The organism is Anaerocolumna cellulosilytica (assembly GCF_014218335.1).
GTDB lineage: Bacteria > Bacillota > Clostridia > Lachnospirales > Lachnospiraceae > Anaerocolumna > Anaerocolumna cellulosilytica.
Window position 1 is genome coordinate 4920636 of sequence record NZ_AP023367.1, and the last position, 20588, is coordinate 4941223.

Sequence of the window (20588 nt, forward strand, 5' to 3'; positions counted from 1 at the left end):
TCTCATATAAAATCTAATTAACCTGGCTGTCTTTTCACAAATTCACCCTTGCTGCCTAAAAAATTACCTTCTTTTACAATATACTCTCCTCTTAAAAATACATCGGTGACCTTCCCTCTTACTGTCTTTCCATCATAAATTGATTCTTTATCCTCAATTATATCCTCTTGATTGATTAATCAATCTAAAATAGTCTAAAAAAAAAGCGAAATACATTACGGTCGTAATATATCTCATCTATGAGTAAATTTCTTAAATTAATTATTGAGTAGTTTACCACCGACCTCTCTGATTGTCAATGATTTTTTCAGGTTATATGGTCTTCATCTGAACCATTTTTGATAATGTCTTAAGTAACCACAAGTGATTATGTCCCAAATGAGTAATCCATGTTACACTATATCCTCATGACTTACAGATGAGGAGACATTATGAGAAAGGTCAAGTTGACTATGAATGAAGAAAAACGTTATGAAGTAATAAAGAAGTTAGTAGACACAAACGGAAATAAAAAGAATGCTGCCTTGAAGATCGGTTGCACCGAAAGACATATCAATAGAATGATTGCAGGATATAAACGTGATGGTAAATCCTTTTTTATACATGGAAACAGAGGTCGGACTCCTGCTCATGCTCTTTCAAAAGAAACCAAGCAAACTGTCCTAGATTTATATCGTAGTAAGTACTTCGATACGAATTTTACTCATTGTATCGAGCTTCTAGAGAAGTATGAGGGAATTTCTATTTCTGTATCTACATTGAACTCTATTTTAGAAAAAGAATATATTCTTTCTCCAAAAGCTACCCGATCAAAAAAAAGAAAAACCAAACTAAAACTTAAACATTTGAAAACACAAACTAAATCTAAAAAGATACTAGCAGAGTTGCAATCCAATATCGTTGCAATCGAGGATGCACATTCCAGACGTCCTAGATGTGCTTATTTTGGCGAAATGCTTCAAATGGATGCTTCGATCCACTTGTGGTTCGGTGATACGAAAACTCAGCTTCACATCGCTGTCGATGATGCAACTGGTACTATTGTCGGTGCTTACTTTGATGAACAAGAAACTTTAAAAGGATACTACAATGTGTTTCATCAAGTACTTACTGAGTATGGTATTCCCTATTTATTTTTTACCGATAACCGTACAGTTTTTGAATATAAACAAAAAAACGCCCCTTCTATCGAAGAGGACACATACACACAATTCGCTTATGCTTGTAAACAGCTAGGTGTTGAAATCAAGACCAGCAGTATACCACAAGCAAAAGGTCGAGTGGAACGATTGTTCCAAACCTTACAATCTCGCCTACCAGTCGAATTACGCCTGGCAGGCATAAACACACTTAGCGAAGCAAATGCATTCTTAAACTCCTACATAAAAGAATACAATGCCAAGTTTGCTCTAGAGACCAATCTTATCAAATCTGTCTTTGAAAAGCAACCCGTTTTAGAAGAAATAAATCTTGTTCTTTCTGTTCTTACAGAAAGAAAGATAGATAATGGACACTGTTTGAAGTTTAAAAATAAGTATTTTAAGACACTTGATAAGAACGGGCATCAGGTACACTTTTATAAGGGGACAAAGGCAATGGTAATAGAAGCATTTGACGGTAATAAATACTGTTGTATAGATGAGAGTATTTATGCGCTAGAAGCAATTCCGTCACATGAGAAAATATCAAAAAACTTTGATCTTACGCTGTCGCAGAATAGAACAATAAAGCGGAAGATACCAGGGATGCATCATCCTTGGAGAAGGCAAGAATTCTGGCGTTTTGTTAAAATGCAGGAACACCACTGGAATGATGAAGTCCCTGCTTAAATGAGTGTGTGAAGAAAAGTCTGTAAATGACTTTCTATGATAATTAGATTAAGGATCATGAGGCTGTTTCTGTACAGTCCAATCCTTGGATACACTATAAACAATAACAAAGAGCATGTCAAGAAAACTCTGTATACCAGAGATTCCTGACGTGCTCATTTCATTCTCAGATTAAATCGGGAGCCTTCCCTCGTACATGATAGAAAGTTCACCATATACCTTACCCCAATTTCTGAGAGACATGGTCCATTTCTTTGTTGCCTCAAATGTAGCTAGGTAAAGGGCTTTCAGAAGTGATGTGTCGCTCGGGAAGACGCTCCTCTGACGGTTGAGTTTACGGTATGTACTATTTAGACTTTCGATTGCATTTGTAGTATAAATGACCTTCCTGACTTCGGCAGAGAACTTGAAAATAGGACTGATTACATCCCAGTTCTTATGCCAGCTTTTCATTGCATTCGGATAGCGGTCATCCCATTTGGTGCAAACTTCATCCAGTCGGGTAAGTCCGGCTTCTTCTGAAGCTGCATGGTAAATTTTCTTCAGGTCAGTTGCGAATTCCTTCTTGTCCTTGTCAGCTACGTATTTCAAGGTATTTCTCACCTGATGTACGATGCAGCGTTGGTATTCCGTGTTGGGGAAGGCCACTGCTATGGATTCCTTGATGCCAGTCAGCCCGTCTGCGCAAAGAATGAGTATATCCTGTACACCTCGGTTTTTAAGCTCGTTAAGGATACTGAGCCAGTATTTACTGCTCTCATTGGCACCTACCTGTATCGATAATACCTCTTTTCTGCCTTCTTCATTTATACCAAGGATTATGTATGCAGCCAGCTTCTTGATGATGCTGTTGTCCCTTACTGAGAAATGTACTGCATCGATGAATACGATAGGATAAATGCTTGAGAGAGGACGGTTCTGCCACTGTTCAATCTCCGGGAGAAGTTTGTCGGTTATGTCTGATACCATGCCTTCGCTGACTTCGAATCCGTAGATATCCTCGATAGTTTCAGAAATCTGACGTGTTGTCATTCCTTTGGCATACATGGATATAATCTTGTCATCGATCGCCGATATATCTTTCTGCCTTTTCTTAACTACCTTAGGTTCAAAAGAACTTTCTCGGTCCTGAGGGACATTAATTGTTGCTTCGCCGTATTTACTTCTGATCTGCTTTTGTTTATAACCGTTTCGAGAGTTCTGGTTTTCGGATCTTTCATATGGAACATAGCCCAGATGATCGTCCATTTCTACTTCAAGCATTTCCTTGATTGTGCCACCCAACAGGTCTTTAAGTGCATCCTGGATATCTTCAGCAGACTGGATGTCGTATTCCTGTAAAAGAGCAGCGATGATGTTTTTCTTTCCTTCGGTCATTCTGACCGGTTCACGTTTTTTTGCCATAATTAAAGGCCTCCTATAATATATTTATTTTATCATAGAAAGCCTAATCGAAATACTTATTTTACAGACTTTATTTCACAGTCTCGCTTAAATAGATAAAAGCACCAGCCACAGCTGGTGCTAATGTTTAAAATTTATTAGGACATTCTCAAAAATGCTTGACATGATTTTTTCAGGTTATATGGTCTTCAATCAGCACCTCCATAATTCCTCCACACACCATTCCTTCTGCTTCTGCTACATCACCTGTCATATCAATGGTCTGTATTCTGAATTTCTTTGTCCCGATTATACTTACCGCATTACGAATAACCACAGCCTCACTACAGCCTCCTCCAATACTACCCGCAATCTGTCCGGTAGGATAAACAATCATTTTTGCTCCTACTCCTCTTGGAACTGACCCCTTTGTATCAATAACCGTAACTACTGCCATAGCTTCACCTTCACTATCAGCCAGAAGCTTAAGAACATTATAATCTGCATCAGGTTGGTTCGTTTTATATTCTCCCCTTTGACCCTGTCTTTTCCTGCCTATTAACTGGGCAACAATAGAGATGCTGATTTCTTCCGGCGTAACTGCACCAATCGAAAGCCCAATAGGAGTACAAATCCTAGAAAGTCGTCCGTCATCATACCCTTCCTCTTTAAGCAATGCAAGAATTCCCTTAACCCGACGCTTTGAGCCTATCATACCAACATATTTTGTTTCTTTTTTCTTTAATATCTGCCGTAAGCAATTAAGGTCATGCCTGTGTCCTCTCGTTATAATAACTATGTAATCACTGGCAGTAACTTTTAATCCTTTAAGCACCTTATCAAAACTGTTGCATATAACCTGCTCTGCAAAAGGAAATCTTATCTGATTCGCAAAATAGGGTCTGTCATCTGCAACAATAACGGTGAATCCTACCTTAGAAGCGAATTCAACCAAAGGCAATGCAATATGCCCTCCGCCAAGAACAATTAATCTCTCCCCAGGATAAAAAGACTCATACACAATCAGAGTACCATCTTCATCGTAACAGATACCGGCCTTTCCTTCCTTTAAATAATCGATATCTTCCTGCTCCAAAACTTGTTTTAACTTTTCTGGCACTTTAGAATGTATACTTCGCTCAAAATTTGTTTCAAGGCTTCCTTCTCTGCCAGATAAGCAAGTGAGTATTACCTGATTTCTGTCATCCTCCAGCTCTTTTAGTAACGTCCCATATAGATTCATATCTGCTCCTTATCTTCCAAAACCACATTTTGGAAAGGTACATTCCTCACAATTTAAACATAAACCCCCGTGCCCCAATGCAGCCAATTCATCCCCTGTAATTTTATCATTAGCCAAAATCCTTGGTAATATCAGGTCAAAAATGGTTCTTTGGGAATACATAACACATCCTGGCAGTCCAAGAATAGGAGTGTCATTATAATACGCCAATAAAAACATTGCCCCCGGCAACACGGGTGCTCCATACGAAACCAGCTTAGCACCTGTATTCTTGATGGCAGTGGGCGTTGTATCATCTGGGTCAACACTCATACCCCCGGTACATAGTATTAGCTCAGCCCCCTCTTTTATATACTCTAAAATTTGCCCCGTAATTTTCTCTGTCTCATCATTTACAATACCTTGACCTATGACTTCTACATCATATTCCAATAATTTATTTCTTATCACAGGACCAAACGCATCTTTAATTCTGCCATGGTACACTTCACTTCCCGTGGTTATGACAGCGGCCTTCTTAAGAATAAAGGGCAAAATGTGAAGCAGTGGCTCCTTCCCGGCTAACTCTCTGGCTTTATCCATTTTTTCTTCTTCAATAGTCAATGGAATAATCCGTGTACCGGCTAATCTATCACCTTTTTTTACTGGAAAATTACCGTGTATTGTGGCAATCATAATTTCCCCAAGGGTATTAATTTGAAGCAATCTCTTTTTATCTACCTTAAGCAGCCCGTCAGCTGCTGCTACAATATTTATTTTTCCTTCTTTTATATCGGTAGGTTCCATAAAGTCATCTTTACATATCTCATATAAAGTAAGAGCTGCCTCATCTTCGTGGAGAAACCCCGCTTTTTTCTCCCATACATAAAGGTGCTCCTTCCCCATAGAAAGTAATACCGGAATATCCTCCTCTTTTACAATATGCCCCTTTTTAAAAGCAACCCTTCCCCTCTCACCCGCTTTTATCTGGGTTATATCATGACAGATAACATGACCTGTTGCTTCTGTCGTATGGATTAATTTCAAATGCGTCACATCCTTCTAAGTCTGTTTTGTTTGCTATTTATGTATCTTTTTATTCCTGAATTGCTTTTAAAATCATGTCTTTACAGAAATGAAAGTATTTTTCTACATCAAATCTTCCCTCATCAACCAAATACTGAACAGACGCTCCTTCTAATATAGATACAATGACATAAGGAAGAAACTCCCTTTTTTCTGGTGTAAGCGCAGGAGCAAATTTATCCAGTGTGTCCCCGATTTCTTTGCGCCATCCTTCGAAAGAAGCCGCAAAGGCGGTTCTTATATCCGGATTAATATGTCCCTGTATCCAAAAATCTATTTCGGCGTAATCATATTGCTGTTCTTTTAAAATAAAGTCAAGTTTCTGCATAATAAAGATGTCTAACTGGCCTTCTAAGGTATTTTCAGCTCCCAGTTTAAACCGTTCTCTAATTTCCAGACATTTATTTAATACCTTTTTTTGCAGTGCAAGCATTAAGTCATTCTTTGTTTTATAATAATAATGCAAATTAGACTGAACCATTCCCGCCCGCTCAGCAATAAGGTGCATTCTGGTTCCGCATATTGTATTTTCTATAACAACCTCTAAGGCTGCTTCTAATATTTTATCTTCCGGTTTTTCATCGGTTTTTTTAGGTCTCATAACGTATCCCTTCCCTTACTTCATCCTTAGATTTCGTTCAACTAATCAATCAAATGCAAAAATATTTTTACCTGCAACAAATTTTGCTGCTATATGTCTACCCTCGGATAAATAGATAACTCGCTCCAAACGCTGAGGTAGTGTAAGCAGTCCGGGATGCTCTATTTTATCATCATCCATTACCAAGGCGTCAAATTCATAGTCTTTTTCAAAGCTTCCTACCTTACCAAAGAAAGCTCCCCCACCTTTTGTTCCAAGATAAAAGGCTTCTTCTATTGTCAGCGGTTTTAGATTCCCGTCTACAAGTCTCCATCTAAGCTTTGATACCTGCACAGCCATTACCATAGTCTTAAAGATAGAATTACTGCTGCCGGCTGCCATGTCCGTTCCCAAACCAACCTTCATTTTATGGTCAAGATAAGTTCGTACCGGAGCTATACCAGAGGATAAATTGGTGTTTGATTCCGGACAATGGGCAATAAAAACACCGTTATCTTTCATAAGCATTACTTCTTCTGCAGGTGAATGCACACAATGAGCCATTACTACAGGTCCGTTCTTTCCAAATACTCCGCCCAGTTCATAGGCCTCTCCATAATTATTTGTATCCGGGCACAATTCCTTTACCCATTCAATTTCTGATTTATTTTCAGAAAGATGGGACTGTAATGGAAGATTAAATTCTTTTTGTAATACTGCCAGCTCCTTTAACAATGATTCTGAACAGGAGGGGAAAAACCTAGGGGTTAGAATAGGCACTATATTCTTATAAGAGTGTAAAGTCTCTTGTAGCCATTCTCTTGTATTTGCAATGGACTCTTGCATGTCTTCCTTGAGATAATCCGGACAATTCCTGTCCATATTCACCTTTCCTACCATACATTTTAGCCCTGTAAGCTCCAATAAGTCCATAAGAAGTTTTGTTGCTTCCATATGTACCGTAGCATAGATGCAAGCCCTGGTGGTAGCACCTTTTACCAGCTCCTTCACAAATATGGAGTATGCCTTTTGCGCATACACTGCATCAGAGAATTTGCCTTCCTCCGGAAACGTATTTTTATTTAACCAGTCAATAAGTTCCAAGTCCATACCCAGCCCCCGGAAGGAGTACTGGGGTCCATGGGTGTGCATATCTATTAATCCGGGTATAATCAATTTACCAGTATAATCTTTTACGGGAATATTTATAAAGCAATCTGGTAAAACCTTATAAATTCCTTCAACTCTTCCATCCACACAGACTAAAAAGCTATCCTCATTACAGGTAAACTTCTCCTGTGTTTCTGAATATATAATATCTCCCTTTAGGGCAAATCTTTCAATCTTAATATAGAGCACCCCTTTCCATAGACACACTTTACTTAGTTCATTGTGAAACTGTATTATTTTAATTATCAGAGTATATTTCTTCTATAATAATAAAAGACAAAAAAACCACAAATAACCGTCTTTTCTCCTTTGAAAGATTCTGGACCATTACTTATGGCTGCTATTATATTCTCTATCCTTTGCTACCTGATTATCATATATGATATTATAGGGTATGTCAATACTAACATTTGGTTCCTGAGAAATGGCAGTCTGCTATGAAAAATGCTTGTGTAATTGTTGAAACTCTCTAAGTGAACTAAGACGGCAGACGCCAGTTGTTAAGCTCACGCTCCATGGTCCTATGCTCGGGGAGAATACTCTGCAGCATGCTATAAAAGCTTTTACTGTGATTTGGTTGTATAAAATGCGTCAGCTCATGGGCTGCAACATACCGTACACATTCATAGGGTGTTTGTAAAAGCATTTTATTTAGTGTAATGGCAGCGCCGTAAACAGAACAGGAGCCCCAGCGGGATTTCATATTCCGTATCCGAATTACAGGCATTATAACACCGTGTGGCTCAAAACTTTTATGCAATTCTGCCACAGCTTCATAAAATATATTTTTTGCCATGGCATCATACCAAAGCTGCCATTGCCTTTTGAGCTTATCCGATTGCTCAGAATGCCTGGTATATATAATAATCTGCCTTCCTTCAATCTGAATTTTATCTTTTGGTGCACCCTGTATTAAAAGAGTGAATTCCCTTCCTAGTAACAGAACAATCATTCCATTCTCTGGGATGATTTCTTTTTTTAGAATTCCCTTATAGTTTTCTACTTTATCTAATGCTTTGCATATCCAATCTGCTTTTTGCCTGATAAAAGCTTCTATGTAAGCTTCGCTTACCCTATTGCCAGCAGATACAACTACCAGCCCCTCCGGTTTAACAAAAAGCGTAAGATTTTTAACCTTTTTGCGTCTAATCTCATAGGTTATAAGTCTACCACCTGCATTTATAATAAATGACATAAGTCTCTCCAATCCTGACTGGTTGACACTTCCATTACTTCCGGTAATTATCACAAAATCTTACATCACTTATTTGGTAAAACCTTACATAAAATAAGCGAGCAGACCGATTTACAATTATCTCTTTGACAAACCTGTAATAACATGGCTTTCATTCTGTTTTTTCTTTTATCAATCCATGCATAGATTCTAAACGATTCATATGATATTCTATATATGATTTTTAAGAAAATATAGTAATATATTGATTCAATAATATACTGTCGCACATTAAAGGCTTATTTCAACTTCTAATGAAATAAAACACATATTTGCACTTGCAGTTGCAGAAAGGTATGGCCATTCGTATGAATATTAAATCTATAACCATGAAACACGGATTTTCAGTCAAAGAATTAGGTGGTGAATTCTGTATTATTCAGGATGGAGACGCCAATAACGGTGCGGTGAATGGTCTCCCCTCCATAAATGAAACCGGTATATTCCTTTGGGACCGCCTTAGTAAGGGCATCTCCTCTCCAAAAGCTTTGATTGAAGCTGTTGCAGAAAAAAACAATGTGGATTATGAAGATGCCGAAGCGGATGTTGGCGAATTTCTAGCAAAGCTAATTAACGGTAATATTGTAATAATTGAAAAATAGAGATCGCTTACTAGCTTACTTATGAATATTTAAGTATGCAATATATTTATCTCCGAAACATTCAAATTGTTTTAACACCGGTATAAAATCCTTACCGATATTTGTGAGGGAATATTCCACTTTAGGCGGCACTTCAGGGTATACATATCGGTTTACCATACCAAATTCCTCTAATGTTCGCAATTGCTTTGTTAATGCTGCCTGGGTCACCTCCGGTATCCTTCTTTGCAGTTCACCAAAACGAAGTGTTCCGCCACTTAAATGAAAAATTATAATTATTGCCCATTTACCGGAAAAGATTCTCTGAACAGTTGTATAAGGGCACTTACCATAAAGCTCTGGTACTTCTTGTTTCATTCTATCTCAACTCCTTTATAACGTAAAATGTTTACTTTGTCCCAAAAATATGTTAAGTATAGTAAGTATACAAAATATACTTAGGATAAAAATTAATCGTACTTGTTATATTTTTTGTATCTGCTATAATTAGTCTGTATAAATTATAACAGAAATTTATGAAAGGAGCAACATCATGAATAAAGCCGCTCAATTTTTAGCAGACTGTGGTACCTTTTATATTGCCACTGTAGAAAAAGACCAACCAAGGGTACGCCCCTTTGGCGCCGTTGTGGAATGGGATGGAAAAACCTATATCTGCACAAACAACAAAAAAGACGTATTTGCTCAAATGAAAGAAAATCCAAAAGTAGAAATATCCGCTATGAATAATACCGGTAATTGGATTCGCATTAGCGGAAAATTGGCAGCAGACCCCCGCAGGGAAGCAAAAGAAGCTATGTTAAAAGCTTATCCCAGCTTAACAAAAATGTACAGTTTAGATGACGGTATCTATGAAGTTCTTTATTTTACAGAAGGAACTGCGACTATCTATAGCTTTGGCGCAGAACCCGAAGTTTTTAATCTGTAATTCTTCTTTTAACCTGCTAGTTACCGGTACATAATATGCCGGGGCTGTTGCAAATAAAAGCTTTATTTGTCTTCCATACAGCTATCGTTTTGCGGCAGCCCTAGATTAAGTTAGAAATAGTTCCTTCCTTCTTAGCTCGTTATATTTTTAACTCACTTCTTTATTAATATGTTCCTTCAAGGGAATATCTCCCCATAGTTTCACGTATATTAACTATACAGAAGTACCTTTTATCAACACCGATTTTACAAATACATATGGAAATAAATCCTATAAAATGTTATAATCTATGTAGTTTTTCTGATTTTAGACTTTTTTCCCCTGGCTTTTGCCCGGATTCTAATTAACCAGTGTTTCATTTATGAAAGCATTCAGAAAAGGTGATGATGTATGGATTTTCCGTTAGTCAGTTTTATTATACCAATCTATAACAGCCAACAAACCATAGAAAGATGTCTTTGCAGTATTCGAAATCAGACTTATCAGAATTATGAAGTCCTTATGATTAACGATGGAAGCACCGACCATAGTCTGCATGTATTACAAAAATATCAGGCGAATGACACAAGATTTCGACTTATTAATAAGAAGAACTCCGGTGTATCCAACAGCCGGAATTTAGGAATACTAAAAGCGCAAGGAGAATATTTGCAGTTTGTTGACAGCGATGACTGGATTACAAGAGATGCCACTAAAGACTTTATAAGTGCAGCAAATGCTCCAAATTGTGATATGGTGATTTCGGATTACTACCGGATAGTTAACCGTAAAATATATATTAAAGGGCACATTCCTGAAGAAGGCTTAATACCCAGAAATACCTTTGCAGAATATATGATGCAGGCTCCTGCTAATTTTTATTATGGCGTTATGTGGAATAAATTTTATCGGACAGACATTGTAAAAGCCCATAACTTGAGATGTTCAGAGGAACTGAATTGGTGTGAAGATTTTCGATTTAATCTGGAGTACATTCAGTATACTAAAAATGTATATGTTATAAAAAAACCTATATATTATTATGTCAAAACCAAAGGAAGTCTTATATCAACCCAGGTTAACTTTAAACAGGTGATACGTACAAAACGTATCCTTTTCGATTATTATAAAGAACTGTATAAAAATATTGATTTATACGATGAAAATAAATTTAAAATTCAAATGTTTTTTTTATCGGTAGCCAGAGATCCTGGCAAAAGAAAAAAGATAATCCAGTAGTATCAGAACGATTAGAGTGTGTCTGAGAACTGTTTATAACAGGAAGAATGAGTTTCCAGACACGCCCTAATTCCTTACATAAATTTCTTAATTATTACTCCATTCGGCTATAAAACTTTCTACCTCTTCACCTATACGCTCAGAATTGGTCCAATGCAGGTAATGATGTCCTTCCAGTGCAACATATTTTCCATTTTCTAAATCATCTAAGTAGGATTCATAAAAACTTCTACTGGTTTTCCCGTCTTCTCTCACCTTTTTATTTTCCTTAACAAACATAAGTACCGGCAATTTTTTATCAAATTCCATGTCTAATGTTTTTTCAAGATTTCTTCCCATTTCATTGGTTTCAGCAACTATATTCTTATTGAAGGCCTTCCAGGCAAATATAGCTCTGGTTTGTCTTAAATTGACTTCTGTATATATCCTACCATCATTTATCGGCAAATAGCTTCCCTCATCCAATAAAAGTAATAATCTTGCTAATCCGGATGGCGCAAAATATTTCATCATTCCTGACATGTTGGGCGCAGATTCCCCAAAATAGTCACACATTCTTGGCAAGGTACAATCAATTCCTATAATAGCTTCCACTTCTTCCGGAAAAATATTGGCATAATAAGTTGCATAAATTCCGCCGACAGAATGAGGCATTAAAATATATGGTCCTTTTATTCCGGCCCCTTGCAAGGCGCTTCGCATTTCCCTGGTAATATTTTCGACACTTCGTTCTTTATCCGTTGTTTCACTAAACCCATATCCAAATCCCTCCACCACAACTACTTTATTGTGTTTAGAGAGCCTTTCGATTAAAGGTTCAAAATCAAAGACCGGCGCCGCTGTACCTAACCCGCTTATCAAAATAATTGTATGGGGCCCTTGACCCTTTTGATATACATGCATTTTTCTATCATCCACCTCTACTAAAGTTCCGGGCGGCTTGTAAGTATTTCTCTCATACATCTTAAATGCATAATTTATGCCCATCCATATAAAAACAAGTCCTCCTATTGTTAATAGGGTATTTCTTATAAATCGTAAGAAACCATTGGATTCCTTTTCCATGATAATTCCTTTCTTTCCTATGTAATATGCGTTTATAAATAAAAGTATCTTTTACATATATAATAAAGAAATCAGAAAATAGAATCCATAACCTTTACTTACATTTAAAAAGCTTACCTTACAATTTTGTAATATTAGCGGTTTGCACTTCAATTCCTGCCTGTCTCCTGGCTTCATCCAGTATGGCCATTACCTGCAACGAGTGCTTCAGCTGTTTACAGTTTTTTTCATAGTCCTTCTTCTGATACATATCCGTAAAGGCTTTTAACTCGTCGTATAAACGCTCCCTGCTGTTATGCAGATTATATTTAGTTTCTCCACCGGAATTACTGCCATGAATAAAGTCAGAAAAGGTATTTGCAGGAGAATTACTATGAATATACCCTTTATCGCCTTGGATATTAATACACAAAGGAGCTTTACAGTCTTTTGCACCAATTGCTGCACATTGAAAGGAGGGATACATAAGCAACAATATTCCGGAAGTATCAACGCCTTTCTCAAGATTTGCAAAATATTGCACCTTTACGGGTTCGCCAAACAGCCCAAGAATAAAATGAATATTATAAACATTAATATCCATCAAAGCGCCTCCAGACATCTTGGGGTTAAACACCGGCAGTATCTCACCAGCTTTAAAGGCATCGTATCTTCTGGAATACTGAGAATAATTCATCTCTACTATTTTAATGTCTCCAAGCTCCGGTAATAAGTCCTTTACTTTTTCATAATTTGGAAAATACTGATTGGAAATTGCTTCAAATAGATATAACTGATTATCCTTAGCAAGCTTTGTAAGTTCAACGGCTTCTTCATAGCAGGATGCAAAAGGCTTTTCCATGATAACATGCTTCTTATTTTGTAAAGCCAGCTTCGCAAATTCATAGTGCAGATGATTTGGAACTGCAACATATATCACTTCAACCTCGGCATCATTTAGCATAAACTGGTAGTTCGTATATATCCTTTCAATTTGATATCTAGTGGCTAATTGGTTTAATTTATCTTTACTTCTTTCAGTTCCGCAGATTGCTACTATCTCCATCTCAGGTATATAGCCTGCTGCATTCAAAAAATCAGGAACAATACCTCCTGCTCCAGCAATACCTACTCTCATTTTTTAGCTTCCTTTCTATATTTATTACTTATATTTCAACCTTCCTATTATGTATAACACCGTACTGTATATAGTTTTACTTTTTCACATTTAACGCAGTCTGGCAACATTCTTACCATAGATATGTTTTGTTCAATACTACAATTCTATGCAATCGAAATAGAATACGATAGTCAATTACAGTCTAATTATATAATATTGTATACCCATGTGCAATTTCCTAACTGACAAATTTGTATAAAGCCTGTTGAAATACTTTTTTACACAAATATCCGACTTGTCTTTTACATACAGAAAACTGCTGTATTCTTCTTATCACTTAGGAAGTAATTCAAATAAATACATTACTTTCTGAGTATAAAAAAGAGATACAGCAGCTTGTTCCATACACCAAAATACTGATGCTAATTATTTTTGCAGATATACCTGCCTCTATGGCTCAATACCATATGCTAACGCCCCGGACAAATAGGCGGTTACTTTATTCCAGCCCTCATAGGTTGTCCCAGAGGACTTATAGGAGTAGTCATTTGTCAAATCAAAATTGGTCCAGTCACTCTTAGAAAAGCGGGTATGTACTTCGATACTTTCTCCTGGTGCAAGGCTTCCTGCTCCCGAGGTAAATCCAATCTGAAGATACGTATCTGCCTTTTGCTTTGCCGCGTTCAAAGCAACGAAACTTCCAGTCACATTCTGATTACCTATGTGGGACCAATCACAAAAGAAAGCCTGTCCTTGGGAATCATCCTTAGTAAAATAATACCGAAGGGTTACCTCAGACAATGCGATGGAGGAATTCCCATTATTAGTTAATTTGTATTTACCTACAATAGAACTGGCAGAAGCTAAAGTCGAACCAATGAATTTTACATCTAAACTGCTTGTTGTAGGTGTCGGTGTTACTGTCGGTGTAGCGGTAGGTGTGATTGTGGGTATAACTGTAGGTGTTGGAGAGGTAGTGGGAAAAGGTGTCACTGTGGGGGTAGTACTTGTAGGACCATACACCTCCATAATGGCATTAATTATTGCAGGCTGGGTTATTGACATATTATTTCTATTAAATAATCCAAAACCATAATTACCATTGTAACCATTATCCCATATTACCGGAACAATACCATACTGCTTACTTACCTGACTAAATCTTTTTGCAAAATATGCTCTGTAAGAAGTATTCGCTGCATCTCCCTGGCTTTTATCTACCGAACCATATTCACCGATAACAACCGGATATCCTTTGGAAACGAAGGTATTATACATTGACTGTAACTCTGAAACCAAGAAGTCTTCCCCTCCCCAGGAAGCCGCTTTACTTGGGTTCGCGTTATTTCCCCATTGTGTAGCATTATAATTTTGGTCACCGCAGAATTCCCAAGGCGAATAATAGTGAGCAGAAATCATAATTCGTTTTCCTGAAGCAGTAGACTTACTATCCGTAGGTATCGTAAAACCATAATTACCAACCATTGTATAAATAGTAGTATTCCAGCCGGGTATTAATAACCATCTCTTTGCATTATTACCACCCGTTGAACGTACTGTGTCAACAAATATCTGATTATAAGCATTGATATTTTTATAATATGCTTTTACTAAATTATCATCGTAGTTGGCATCGGCACCAACTTCATTCATAGATTCGAAGATTAGATGCTCATCATAATCAGCAAAGGTAGTAGCAATCTGCTTCCAAATTTTTTCAAATTTTGCTTTTATTATCGCCTGATCTGAATTTCCAGGTAGAATCCAGCCTCCGGTTATTGTATGAAATCCATCGCCGTGGGTGTTAATAATAACATACAGTCCGCTGTTAATAGCATAATCTACTACTTGCTTTACCCTGTTTAACCAAGCCTGATTAATGGTATAATTGGGCGCACTGCCTATGTGATTAAGATACGATACTGGAATACGTATTGATTTAAAACCAGCGTCTGCAATTGCCTGTACCATACTCTGTGTAATAACTGGATTTCCCCAGGCGGTTTCACTGGGATTACCGTCAATGGTTGCCTCCAGAGCATTACCAAGATTCCAGCCGGCACCCATAGCTTCTACAATCTGCTTCTGATTTAAATCCTCAAAACTTGCAGCATCCACCACCGGAACCTGCAAAGCTCTGGTCAGTCCATTTGACCCCAATACAACTGCCACAGCCAACAAAATCATGAAAAGTCTTTTTTTCATTTCGCTTCATCCTCCTTGCGTTTTATAATATACCTTCCTTAAAAATCCAAACCTATTCTAATTAACCTACCCTCCTTTTCTAAGAAAATACTTCCCCTGTTACTACTATTATTACGTCGCTCATGAATGTATTTTAAACATACCATACTTTGTTAATATTGTCAATTTTTGTAATTATAGTCCTGTCTTACCCAGCACAATGACGACAAAAATAAAAGAATCCCAAAACCTCTTTGTAAGGTTTTGAGACATATAGGCATCTTATTTTTCACCAACTATGCAAATAGCATTATTTTCCTGCAGCAATCGTATATTTTAAAAACCACTGGGTAAACGGCTTTGATTAATTAATGTCTGTAAGAATCCCATCCCATCTCCTTCTTATATTAATTGTTTTTATTACTTAACCCATAGTAACATTATAAAGTAACGTTTATTTATTGTTAAGAAACATCTTAATTAAGTTATATAAAAAAGTAATAAACATTTTAGATGCATGGTCTGGCATATATTCTATCTATGATTTACTTATATTACTCTGTGTTTAGTAAAATATCGTCCTATGAATAAAAAGTCCCGCCCCTTGTCAACAAGATGACTAGAAAGGACAGGACTATAACGATAGCTAAAGGTAAAAGAGAAGCAATCCAACTACCCATAGGCTCAAATTCATATAAAAAGGGGCTGTAAAATAAGTCCTTAATTAAGAATCGCCAGTTCCGACAGATGCCGGTTCTGGTGATTCTTCTTTTTTTTATTTATTTTTTATGATTATGATTGATTTTTCCATAAAAAAGCGTGCACTTAATAAAGCTGTGAGTATAGTTCTTGGATTTTAAGCAGCCAACTTGTTTCTCTGTTTTTTATTATGATATTTATAAAGATTAAAACCACAAGAAATCAGTGTGAGTTCAAGAATTGCGTTTTTCTCACCTCTTCGAAATAATCTTTTGTAGGATTTATTCCATTTTAAAATACCAAAGGTTCCTTCCGCTTGAATACTACGATTCATTCTCAACAGTGCGCCATGTATTGATTCAAGATTTGTCATTACCTCTTGATGTATTGATGTTAATTCCTGATTCATTCGAATAGTTCTATTTTTGCTTGCCTTAGGACAACAATCGTTTTTAAACTGGCAGCCTTCACATGATTTGCATTCATAGATTTCTTCGGTTCTGCTGTATTTGTTTTTATAGACATGTTGTTTGCTTTTAAAGTGAAAAGTCTTTCCATTTGGGCATATTAAATTTCCATTCTCGTCTCTTTTAAAGTTGACTGCGCGATATGGATTTTCATGATACTTCTTATCGGATGTTTCTTTTTTGAACATGGTAAATTTCATATATTTTTCCATCCCATGCTCTTCACAGTAAAGATAGTTATTATAGGAACCATAGCCTGCATCTGCAACTGGATACTTTGGATAATGACCATAGATTTCATTGAATTTTTCCATCAAAGGAACAAAGCATTCCATATCTGATGCATATGGTTTTACATCAACTACCGCTATATATTCATCACAGACAGCGGTCTGTAGATTGTACGCTGGGAGAAGCTGATCATTCCCCATATAATCCCGTTTTATGCGCATAAAAGTGGCATCGTGATCGGTTTTGGAATAACTGTTTCTTTCATCGCCACAAACTTCTATATGATGTGCATATGTCTTTAATCGTTCTAGATACCCCTCTAATTCCTGATATTGTTTTTGCGGAAGGCTTTTTCTATGACCACAACCAGATACAAACGTGGATTCCACCAGATTTGTTGCATTCTTGTACATTTCCAAGAGTTCAGATACATATTCGACAGCATACTCATCTCTCTTATCAAGTTTTACACCGAAATATCCTAATACTTCCTGGTTCATTGCATCAATTAGCGTGGATATCTTTTCATAAACCTTTCCTCGGTTTTTTGTACAAGACTTTTTCCATACCCAGGTATATCGGTTGGCATTCGCTTCCATTTTTGTTCCATCTATGTAAGTATGCTCCAGGTCCACATGCTCCTTTTCAAAAATGTAACTGTTTAAGTCAATAAAAATCTGTTCTATGGAATCTGTTAGTTCATTGCGTATAAGATTGCCAAAGGTCGCAAAAGAAGGAGCCTTCATCTCATCAAGAAGATACAGGTATCGTATATCATTCCTACAGAGTTTTTCTATTTCACGCAGAGAACTAATTCCGTGCTCCATGAAGGCAAAGAGTATCACTTTAAGGAGTTTCTGTTCATCACATCTTGGACGACCTGTTCTGTAGCCTTTCTCTACAAAATATTTTGATAGGTCGATGTGATCCATCACCTCACAGAACGTGTATACTGGATCAGATATATTAATTAATTTTTCGATTTCCAATGGTAATTTCAGCTGACGTACTGTATAATTATCATTGGTGTTTTTATTTATTTGCATAATTAATTATACCAAAAAATCGCTGAAGTCTCATGACCTCAGCGATTTTTCTTTTAGGGGAGTTTTTTTACAGCCCCAACTTTGGCTACATTCAAATTCTATAAAAATCATAAAATTTGCAGTAAGCCTTACTTATGTCATTAGGTCAAAATAGATGCACCCTTTATCATATAATTATTGTTGCACAATAAAGATATGTATAATCGTCGGCATTCTTTTAATTCCAATCAGGCGATTTTTTCAGAAGAAATAAACTCTTCTAACTGCTCCATATAAAACTGAGGTATACTGAAATATTTAAAAGGATCTAATTGAAAAATATAATCATTTTCCACATGGTTTGTTTCATTAATATATTTGCATGCAGCAGGATATTTCTTACGCAGTTTTGAAAGCAATCCATCATATCTTTCAAATAACAATCTTATAGAAATTATTTTACCGTATGTATCAGTTGATTTAATAATCTCTATTAGTTTATCAATTGTTAATTCATGGAGAATATCACTATAAGATAAATCTCCAAAATAAGTTTTCATTTCTTCACACCCAGCGCTTAATATATTTGGATCTAACGCTTCTCCTGTATTAGATAAAGCAATATCTCTGCCATGAATAAAATTTGATAATACTTCATAAAGCGGAGTTTCCGAAAAATTCGGTTTTATAATTTCAAGATGTTTTCTAAGGTTTACAACACGCACAGCCATTTTCTTACTATTGTCTTGCGCTATTTTCTTTGTAAGTTCGACCGTATTAAGTAAATCGGTACTTTGAATATCATATTCTTTTATTAACCCATTCTCGTTTTGTAGCCACTGTGCTTTTACAGGCGTTGTTAATCCGAATCTATTAAAAAACCCACCATAAACATAATCTATTATTGGTTGCAAATCGTGAGTAAGCATAATAACAGTTTTATCTCTAAAGCTGGCTCTCTGATTATCAAACAATCTTCTAACCACTGCAAATTTCTTATCCTTATCAAAAGATGTTATTGGATCATCCAACACGATTAAGTCGGCATCATCGCTTATTGCTTCAAACATAAACATTACTAAAGAGAATGCATTTTTTTCACCCCAACTCAAATGCTTTTCAGGTTCTGGAATGCGATTCTCATCTTTAGCTTCTACAGGAATTAAATATGAAACAGCTTGATTTTCCCCATTAGTTTTTATTATAAATTTATATGGAAATCCTGCCAGAGATAAAAAGTGATTTATGTCATCTTTCCTATCCTGAATAAGTTTTCCTATTTTCTGTTCATGTTGTACAAATAAGCCTTTTAATTTCCCTGTATTCTCTTTTAATGCAAGAACTTTTTCTTTAATTTCCATGATCATTTTTGATACAAATTCTGTAGAATAAAACTTTAGCAGTTGTCGTTCATCAATAATCATATCCTCTAAGTTTGCCTCTATATTAGACAATTGATCATGAGTTACATTAAGTGGACGAAAATTACGTATTTTCTCTATCTTTTTATTTAGATAATCTGTCTCGATAGCTAATTGCTGTAACTCAGCGAAAAGTGAATCTTCTTTACTGCTATTACCAATATAGCTTTCCATTGCTTCAACTGAATCATTTGTTATATATCCCAACTTTACAGCTTCTTGTATATATTCCAAAACAGCATTAGCCGTCGAGAGAGCAGAGTTTTTAAAAACCTTTGAAATAGTTTTATTCTGATTTTCAATTTTTTTCATTTCTAACCCATGAGTACAAAACGGACAAGACTCTCCATTCATTTGCTTTATCCCATCATTTCTCCACTTTGCCCATTTAGAAACACTAATTAAATCTCTATTATGATAAAAAGGTCTGTAGGCTTCTAACTCTTCATAATTGTCAAAGCCGCCTCCATTTCCTTTAATAAACTCACCTACGCCTCCCTTTTTTGATATCGCACCATCACTGTATTTAACTGCGTCAAAATATTTTGGTAAAAATTCTTGCAATTTTCTAATAGATTCTGATTGTTGAAAGATGCCTTGCAAATCTGATAACAAATTTGCTATAGCAAGTGTTAATTTATCACATTCATCTGACCTCAAAAAGACCTGAAATGAATTTTCCAAAAAGCTTTCTTCTTTAAAAAGATATGAATTAACATAAGTTTCATCAAATACTCTAACGGTAGAAAAAGTCATGCCATCAATTTCAGGCGGTAATTCTGGATCATCAGGATTAATTTTGTATGGACAAAGGAGCTTTAAGCCTTCAATATCATTTTTTGCTTTGAGATAGATAGCTCGACTAATAGTGGACTTACCTGTGCCATTGCAGCCATATTTAATATTAAGAGTATTACTTTGGATAGTAATATTAGCTTCTTTAATGCAATTGCAGTTCACCAATTTAATATTTTTTGTTCCGTCACACATATTGCCTACACTCCTTCTGCGAATTTTTTTGATTTATATTCTATTAAAGCCTATTTTTCGAAACAAATATTGTATACATTATATATCGCAGCCGAGAATAAAACAATTAGATTTGTGTAAATTATGGAAATATCCACAGTATTATGCTGTAACTC

16 protein-coding genes are annotated in these 20588 nt (G+C 36.2%); 4 read left to right on the forward strand and 12 right to left on the reverse strand.

Annotation, left to right across the window (positions count from 1 at the left end; translation table 11 throughout):
• The first annotated feature begins 452 nt into the window (after positions 1 to 452).
• Positions 453 to 1829 (forward strand): ISNCY family transposase, encoded by a 1377-nt coding sequence (locus tag acsn021_RS20290; protein ID WP_184096199.1) that lies wholly within the window; start codon positions 453 to 455, stop codon positions 1827 to 1829.
• Between the two features lie 171 nt (positions 1830 to 2000).
• Here the strand turns inward: acsn021_RS20290 and acsn021_RS20295 are convergent, their stop codons facing one another.
• The 6 genes from acsn021_RS20295 to acsn021_RS20320 form a co-directional block, all read right to left on the reverse strand.
• Positions 2001 to 3233 carry an IS256 family transposase gene (locus tag acsn021_RS20295; RefSeq protein ID WP_184096201.1) on the reverse strand — a complete coding sequence of 411 codons (1233 nt, stop codon included), beginning with the start codon at positions 3231 to 3233 and terminating at the stop codon, positions 2001 to 2003.
• Between the two features lie 172 nt (positions 3234 to 3405).
• Positions 3406 to 4455 (reverse strand): XdhC family protein, encoded by a 1050-nt coding sequence (locus acsn021_RS20300; protein ID WP_184096037.1) that lies wholly within the window; start codon positions 4453 to 4455, stop codon positions 3406 to 3408.
• Between the two features lie 9 nt (positions 4456 to 4464).
• On the reverse strand, positions 4465 to 5481 hold the full coding sequence (locus tag acsn021_RS20305) for a molybdopterin-binding protein (RefSeq protein ID WP_184096039.1): 1017 nt from the start codon (positions 5479 to 5481) through the stop codon (positions 4465 to 4467).
• A gap of 49 nt (positions 5482 to 5530) precedes the next feature.
• Positions 5531 to 6121: a TetR/AcrR family transcriptional regulator gene (locus acsn021_RS20310; RefSeq protein WP_184096041.1), complete on the reverse strand. Its 591-nt coding sequence runs from the start codon at positions 6119 to 6121 to the stop codon at positions 5531 to 5533.
• Between the two features lie 45 nt (positions 6122 to 6166).
• Positions 6167 to 7459, reverse strand: a complete 1293-nt coding sequence (locus tag acsn021_RS20315; RefSeq protein ID WP_330601845.1) for an amidohydrolase family protein — start codon at positions 7457 to 7459, stop codon at positions 6167 to 6169.
• Positions 7460 to 7748: 289 nt separating this feature from the next.
• The gene (locus acsn021_RS20320) at positions 7749 to 8465 is read right to left on the reverse strand and encodes a M48 family metallopeptidase (protein ID WP_184096043.1); all 717 of its coding nucleotides are present in this window, start codon (positions 8463 to 8465) and stop codon (positions 7749 to 7751) included.
• Positions 8466 to 8812: 347 nt separating this feature from the next.
• Here acsn021_RS20320 and acsn021_RS20325 point away from each other — a divergent pair, with 347 nt between their 5' ends.
• Positions 8813 to 9106 (forward strand): PqqD family protein, encoded by a 294-nt coding sequence (locus acsn021_RS20325; RefSeq protein ID WP_184096045.1) that lies wholly within the window; start codon positions 8813 to 8815, stop codon positions 9104 to 9106.
• Between the two features lie 15 nt (positions 9107 to 9121).
• Here the strand turns inward: acsn021_RS20325 and acsn021_RS20330 are convergent, their stop codons facing one another.
• The gene (locus tag acsn021_RS20330) at positions 9122 to 9463 is read right to left on the reverse strand and encodes a winged helix-turn-helix transcriptional regulator (RefSeq protein WP_184096047.1); all 342 of its coding nucleotides are present in this window, start codon (positions 9461 to 9463) and stop codon (positions 9122 to 9124) included.
• 175 nt (positions 9464 to 9638) lie between these two features.
• Between acsn021_RS20330 and acsn021_RS20335 the strand changes: the two genes are divergently transcribed.
• Both acsn021_RS20335 and acsn021_RS20340 read left to right on the forward strand, forming a co-directional pair.
• Positions 9639 to 10034, forward strand: coding sequence for a pyridoxamine 5'-phosphate oxidase family protein (locus acsn021_RS20335; protein WP_184096050.1), 396 nt, complete (start codon positions 9639 to 9641; stop codon positions 10032 to 10034).
• Between the two features lie 390 nt (positions 10035 to 10424).
• The gene (locus acsn021_RS20340) at positions 10425 to 11252 is read left to right on the forward strand and encodes a glycosyltransferase family 2 protein (RefSeq protein ID WP_184096052.1); all 828 of its coding nucleotides are present in this window, start codon (positions 10425 to 10427) and stop codon (positions 11250 to 11252) included.
• Between the two features lie 87 nt (positions 11253 to 11339).
• On the opposite strand, the gene acsn021_RS20345 is transcribed toward acsn021_RS20340, so the two are convergent.
• The 5 genes from acsn021_RS20345 to acsn021_RS20365 form a co-directional block, all read right to left on the reverse strand.
• A complete protein-coding gene (locus acsn021_RS20345; RefSeq protein ID WP_197978584.1) occupies positions 11340 to 12317 on the reverse strand; it encodes an alpha/beta fold hydrolase in 978 nt (325 codons plus the stop codon).
• 118 nt (positions 12318 to 12435) lie between these two features.
• A complete protein-coding gene (locus acsn021_RS20350; protein WP_184096054.1) occupies positions 12436 to 13434 on the reverse strand; it encodes a Gfo/Idh/MocA family protein in 999 nt (332 codons plus the stop codon).
• 432 nt (positions 13435 to 13866) lie between these two features.
• Positions 13867 to 15621, reverse strand: coding sequence for a cellulase family glycosylhydrolase (locus acsn021_RS20355; RefSeq protein WP_184096056.1), 1755 nt, complete (start codon positions 15619 to 15621; stop codon positions 13867 to 13869).
• A gap of 835 nt (positions 15622 to 16456) precedes the next feature.
• Positions 16457 to 18043 (reverse strand): transposase, encoded by a 1587-nt coding sequence (locus tag acsn021_RS20360; RefSeq protein WP_184096195.1) that lies wholly within the window; start codon positions 18041 to 18043, stop codon positions 16457 to 16459.
• Between the two features lie 227 nt (positions 18044 to 18270).
• Positions 18271 to 20433 carry a hypothetical protein gene (locus acsn021_RS20365; RefSeq protein WP_184094839.1) on the reverse strand — a complete coding sequence of 721 codons (2163 nt, stop codon included), beginning with the start codon at positions 20431 to 20433 and terminating at the stop codon, positions 18271 to 18273.
• Between the last annotated feature and the right edge of the window lie 155 nt (positions 20434 to 20588).

What these genes read in the sequence shown, in the direction of transcription:
- acsn021_RS20335 (WP_184096050.1), top strand. Translation starts at nt 9,639, where the DNA reads ATGAATAAAGCCGCTCAATTTTTAGCAGACTGTGGTACCTTTTATATT.
- acsn021_RS20300 (WP_184096037.1), bottom strand. Translation starts at nt 4,455, where the DNA reads ATGAATCTATATGGGACGTTACTAAAAGAGCTGGAGGATGACAGAAAT.
- acsn021_RS20310 (WP_184096041.1), bottom strand. Translation starts at nt 6,121, where the DNA reads ATGAGACCTAAAAAAACCGATGAAAAACCGGAAGATAAAATATTAGAA.
- acsn021_RS20340 (WP_184096052.1), top strand. Translation starts at nt 10,425, where the DNA reads ATGGATTTTCCGTTAGTCAGTTTTATTATACCAATCTATAACAGCCAA.
- acsn021_RS20350 (WP_184096054.1), bottom strand. Translation starts at nt 13,434, where the DNA reads ATGAGAGTAGGTATTGCTGGAGCAGGAGGTATTGTTCCTGATTTTTTG.
- acsn021_RS20365 (WP_184094839.1), bottom strand. Translation starts at nt 20,433, where the DNA reads ATGTGTGACGGAACAAAAAATATTAAATTGGTGAACTGCAATTGCATT.
- acsn021_RS20345 (WP_197978584.1), bottom strand. Translation starts at nt 12,317, where the DNA reads ATGGAAAAGGAATCCAATGGTTTCTTACGATTTATAAGAAATACCCTA.
- acsn021_RS20290 (WP_184096199.1), top strand. Translation starts at nt 453, where the DNA reads ATGAATGAAGAAAAACGTTATGAAGTAATAAAGAAGTTAGTAGACACA.
- acsn021_RS20355 (WP_184096056.1), bottom strand. Translation starts at nt 15,621, where the DNA reads ATGAAAAAAAGACTTTTCATGATTTTGTTGGCTGTGGCAGTTGTATTG.
- acsn021_RS20295 (WP_184096201.1), bottom strand. Translation starts at nt 3,233, where the DNA reads ATGGCAAAAAAACGTGAACCGGTCAGAATGACCGAAGGAAAGAAAAAC.
- acsn021_RS20330 (WP_184096047.1), bottom strand. Translation starts at nt 9,463, where the DNA reads ATGAAACAAGAAGTACCAGAGCTTTATGGTAAGTGCCCTTATACAACT.
- acsn021_RS20360 (WP_184096195.1), bottom strand. Translation starts at nt 18,043, where the DNA reads ATGCAAATAAATAAAAACACCAATGATAATTATACAGTACGTCAGCTG.
- acsn021_RS20325 (WP_184096045.1), top strand. Translation starts at nt 8,813, where the DNA reads ATGAATATTAAATCTATAACCATGAAACACGGATTTTCAGTCAAAGAA.
- acsn021_RS20320 (WP_184096043.1), bottom strand. Translation starts at nt 8,465, where the DNA reads ATGTCATTTATTATAAATGCAGGTGGTAGACTTATAACCTATGAGATT.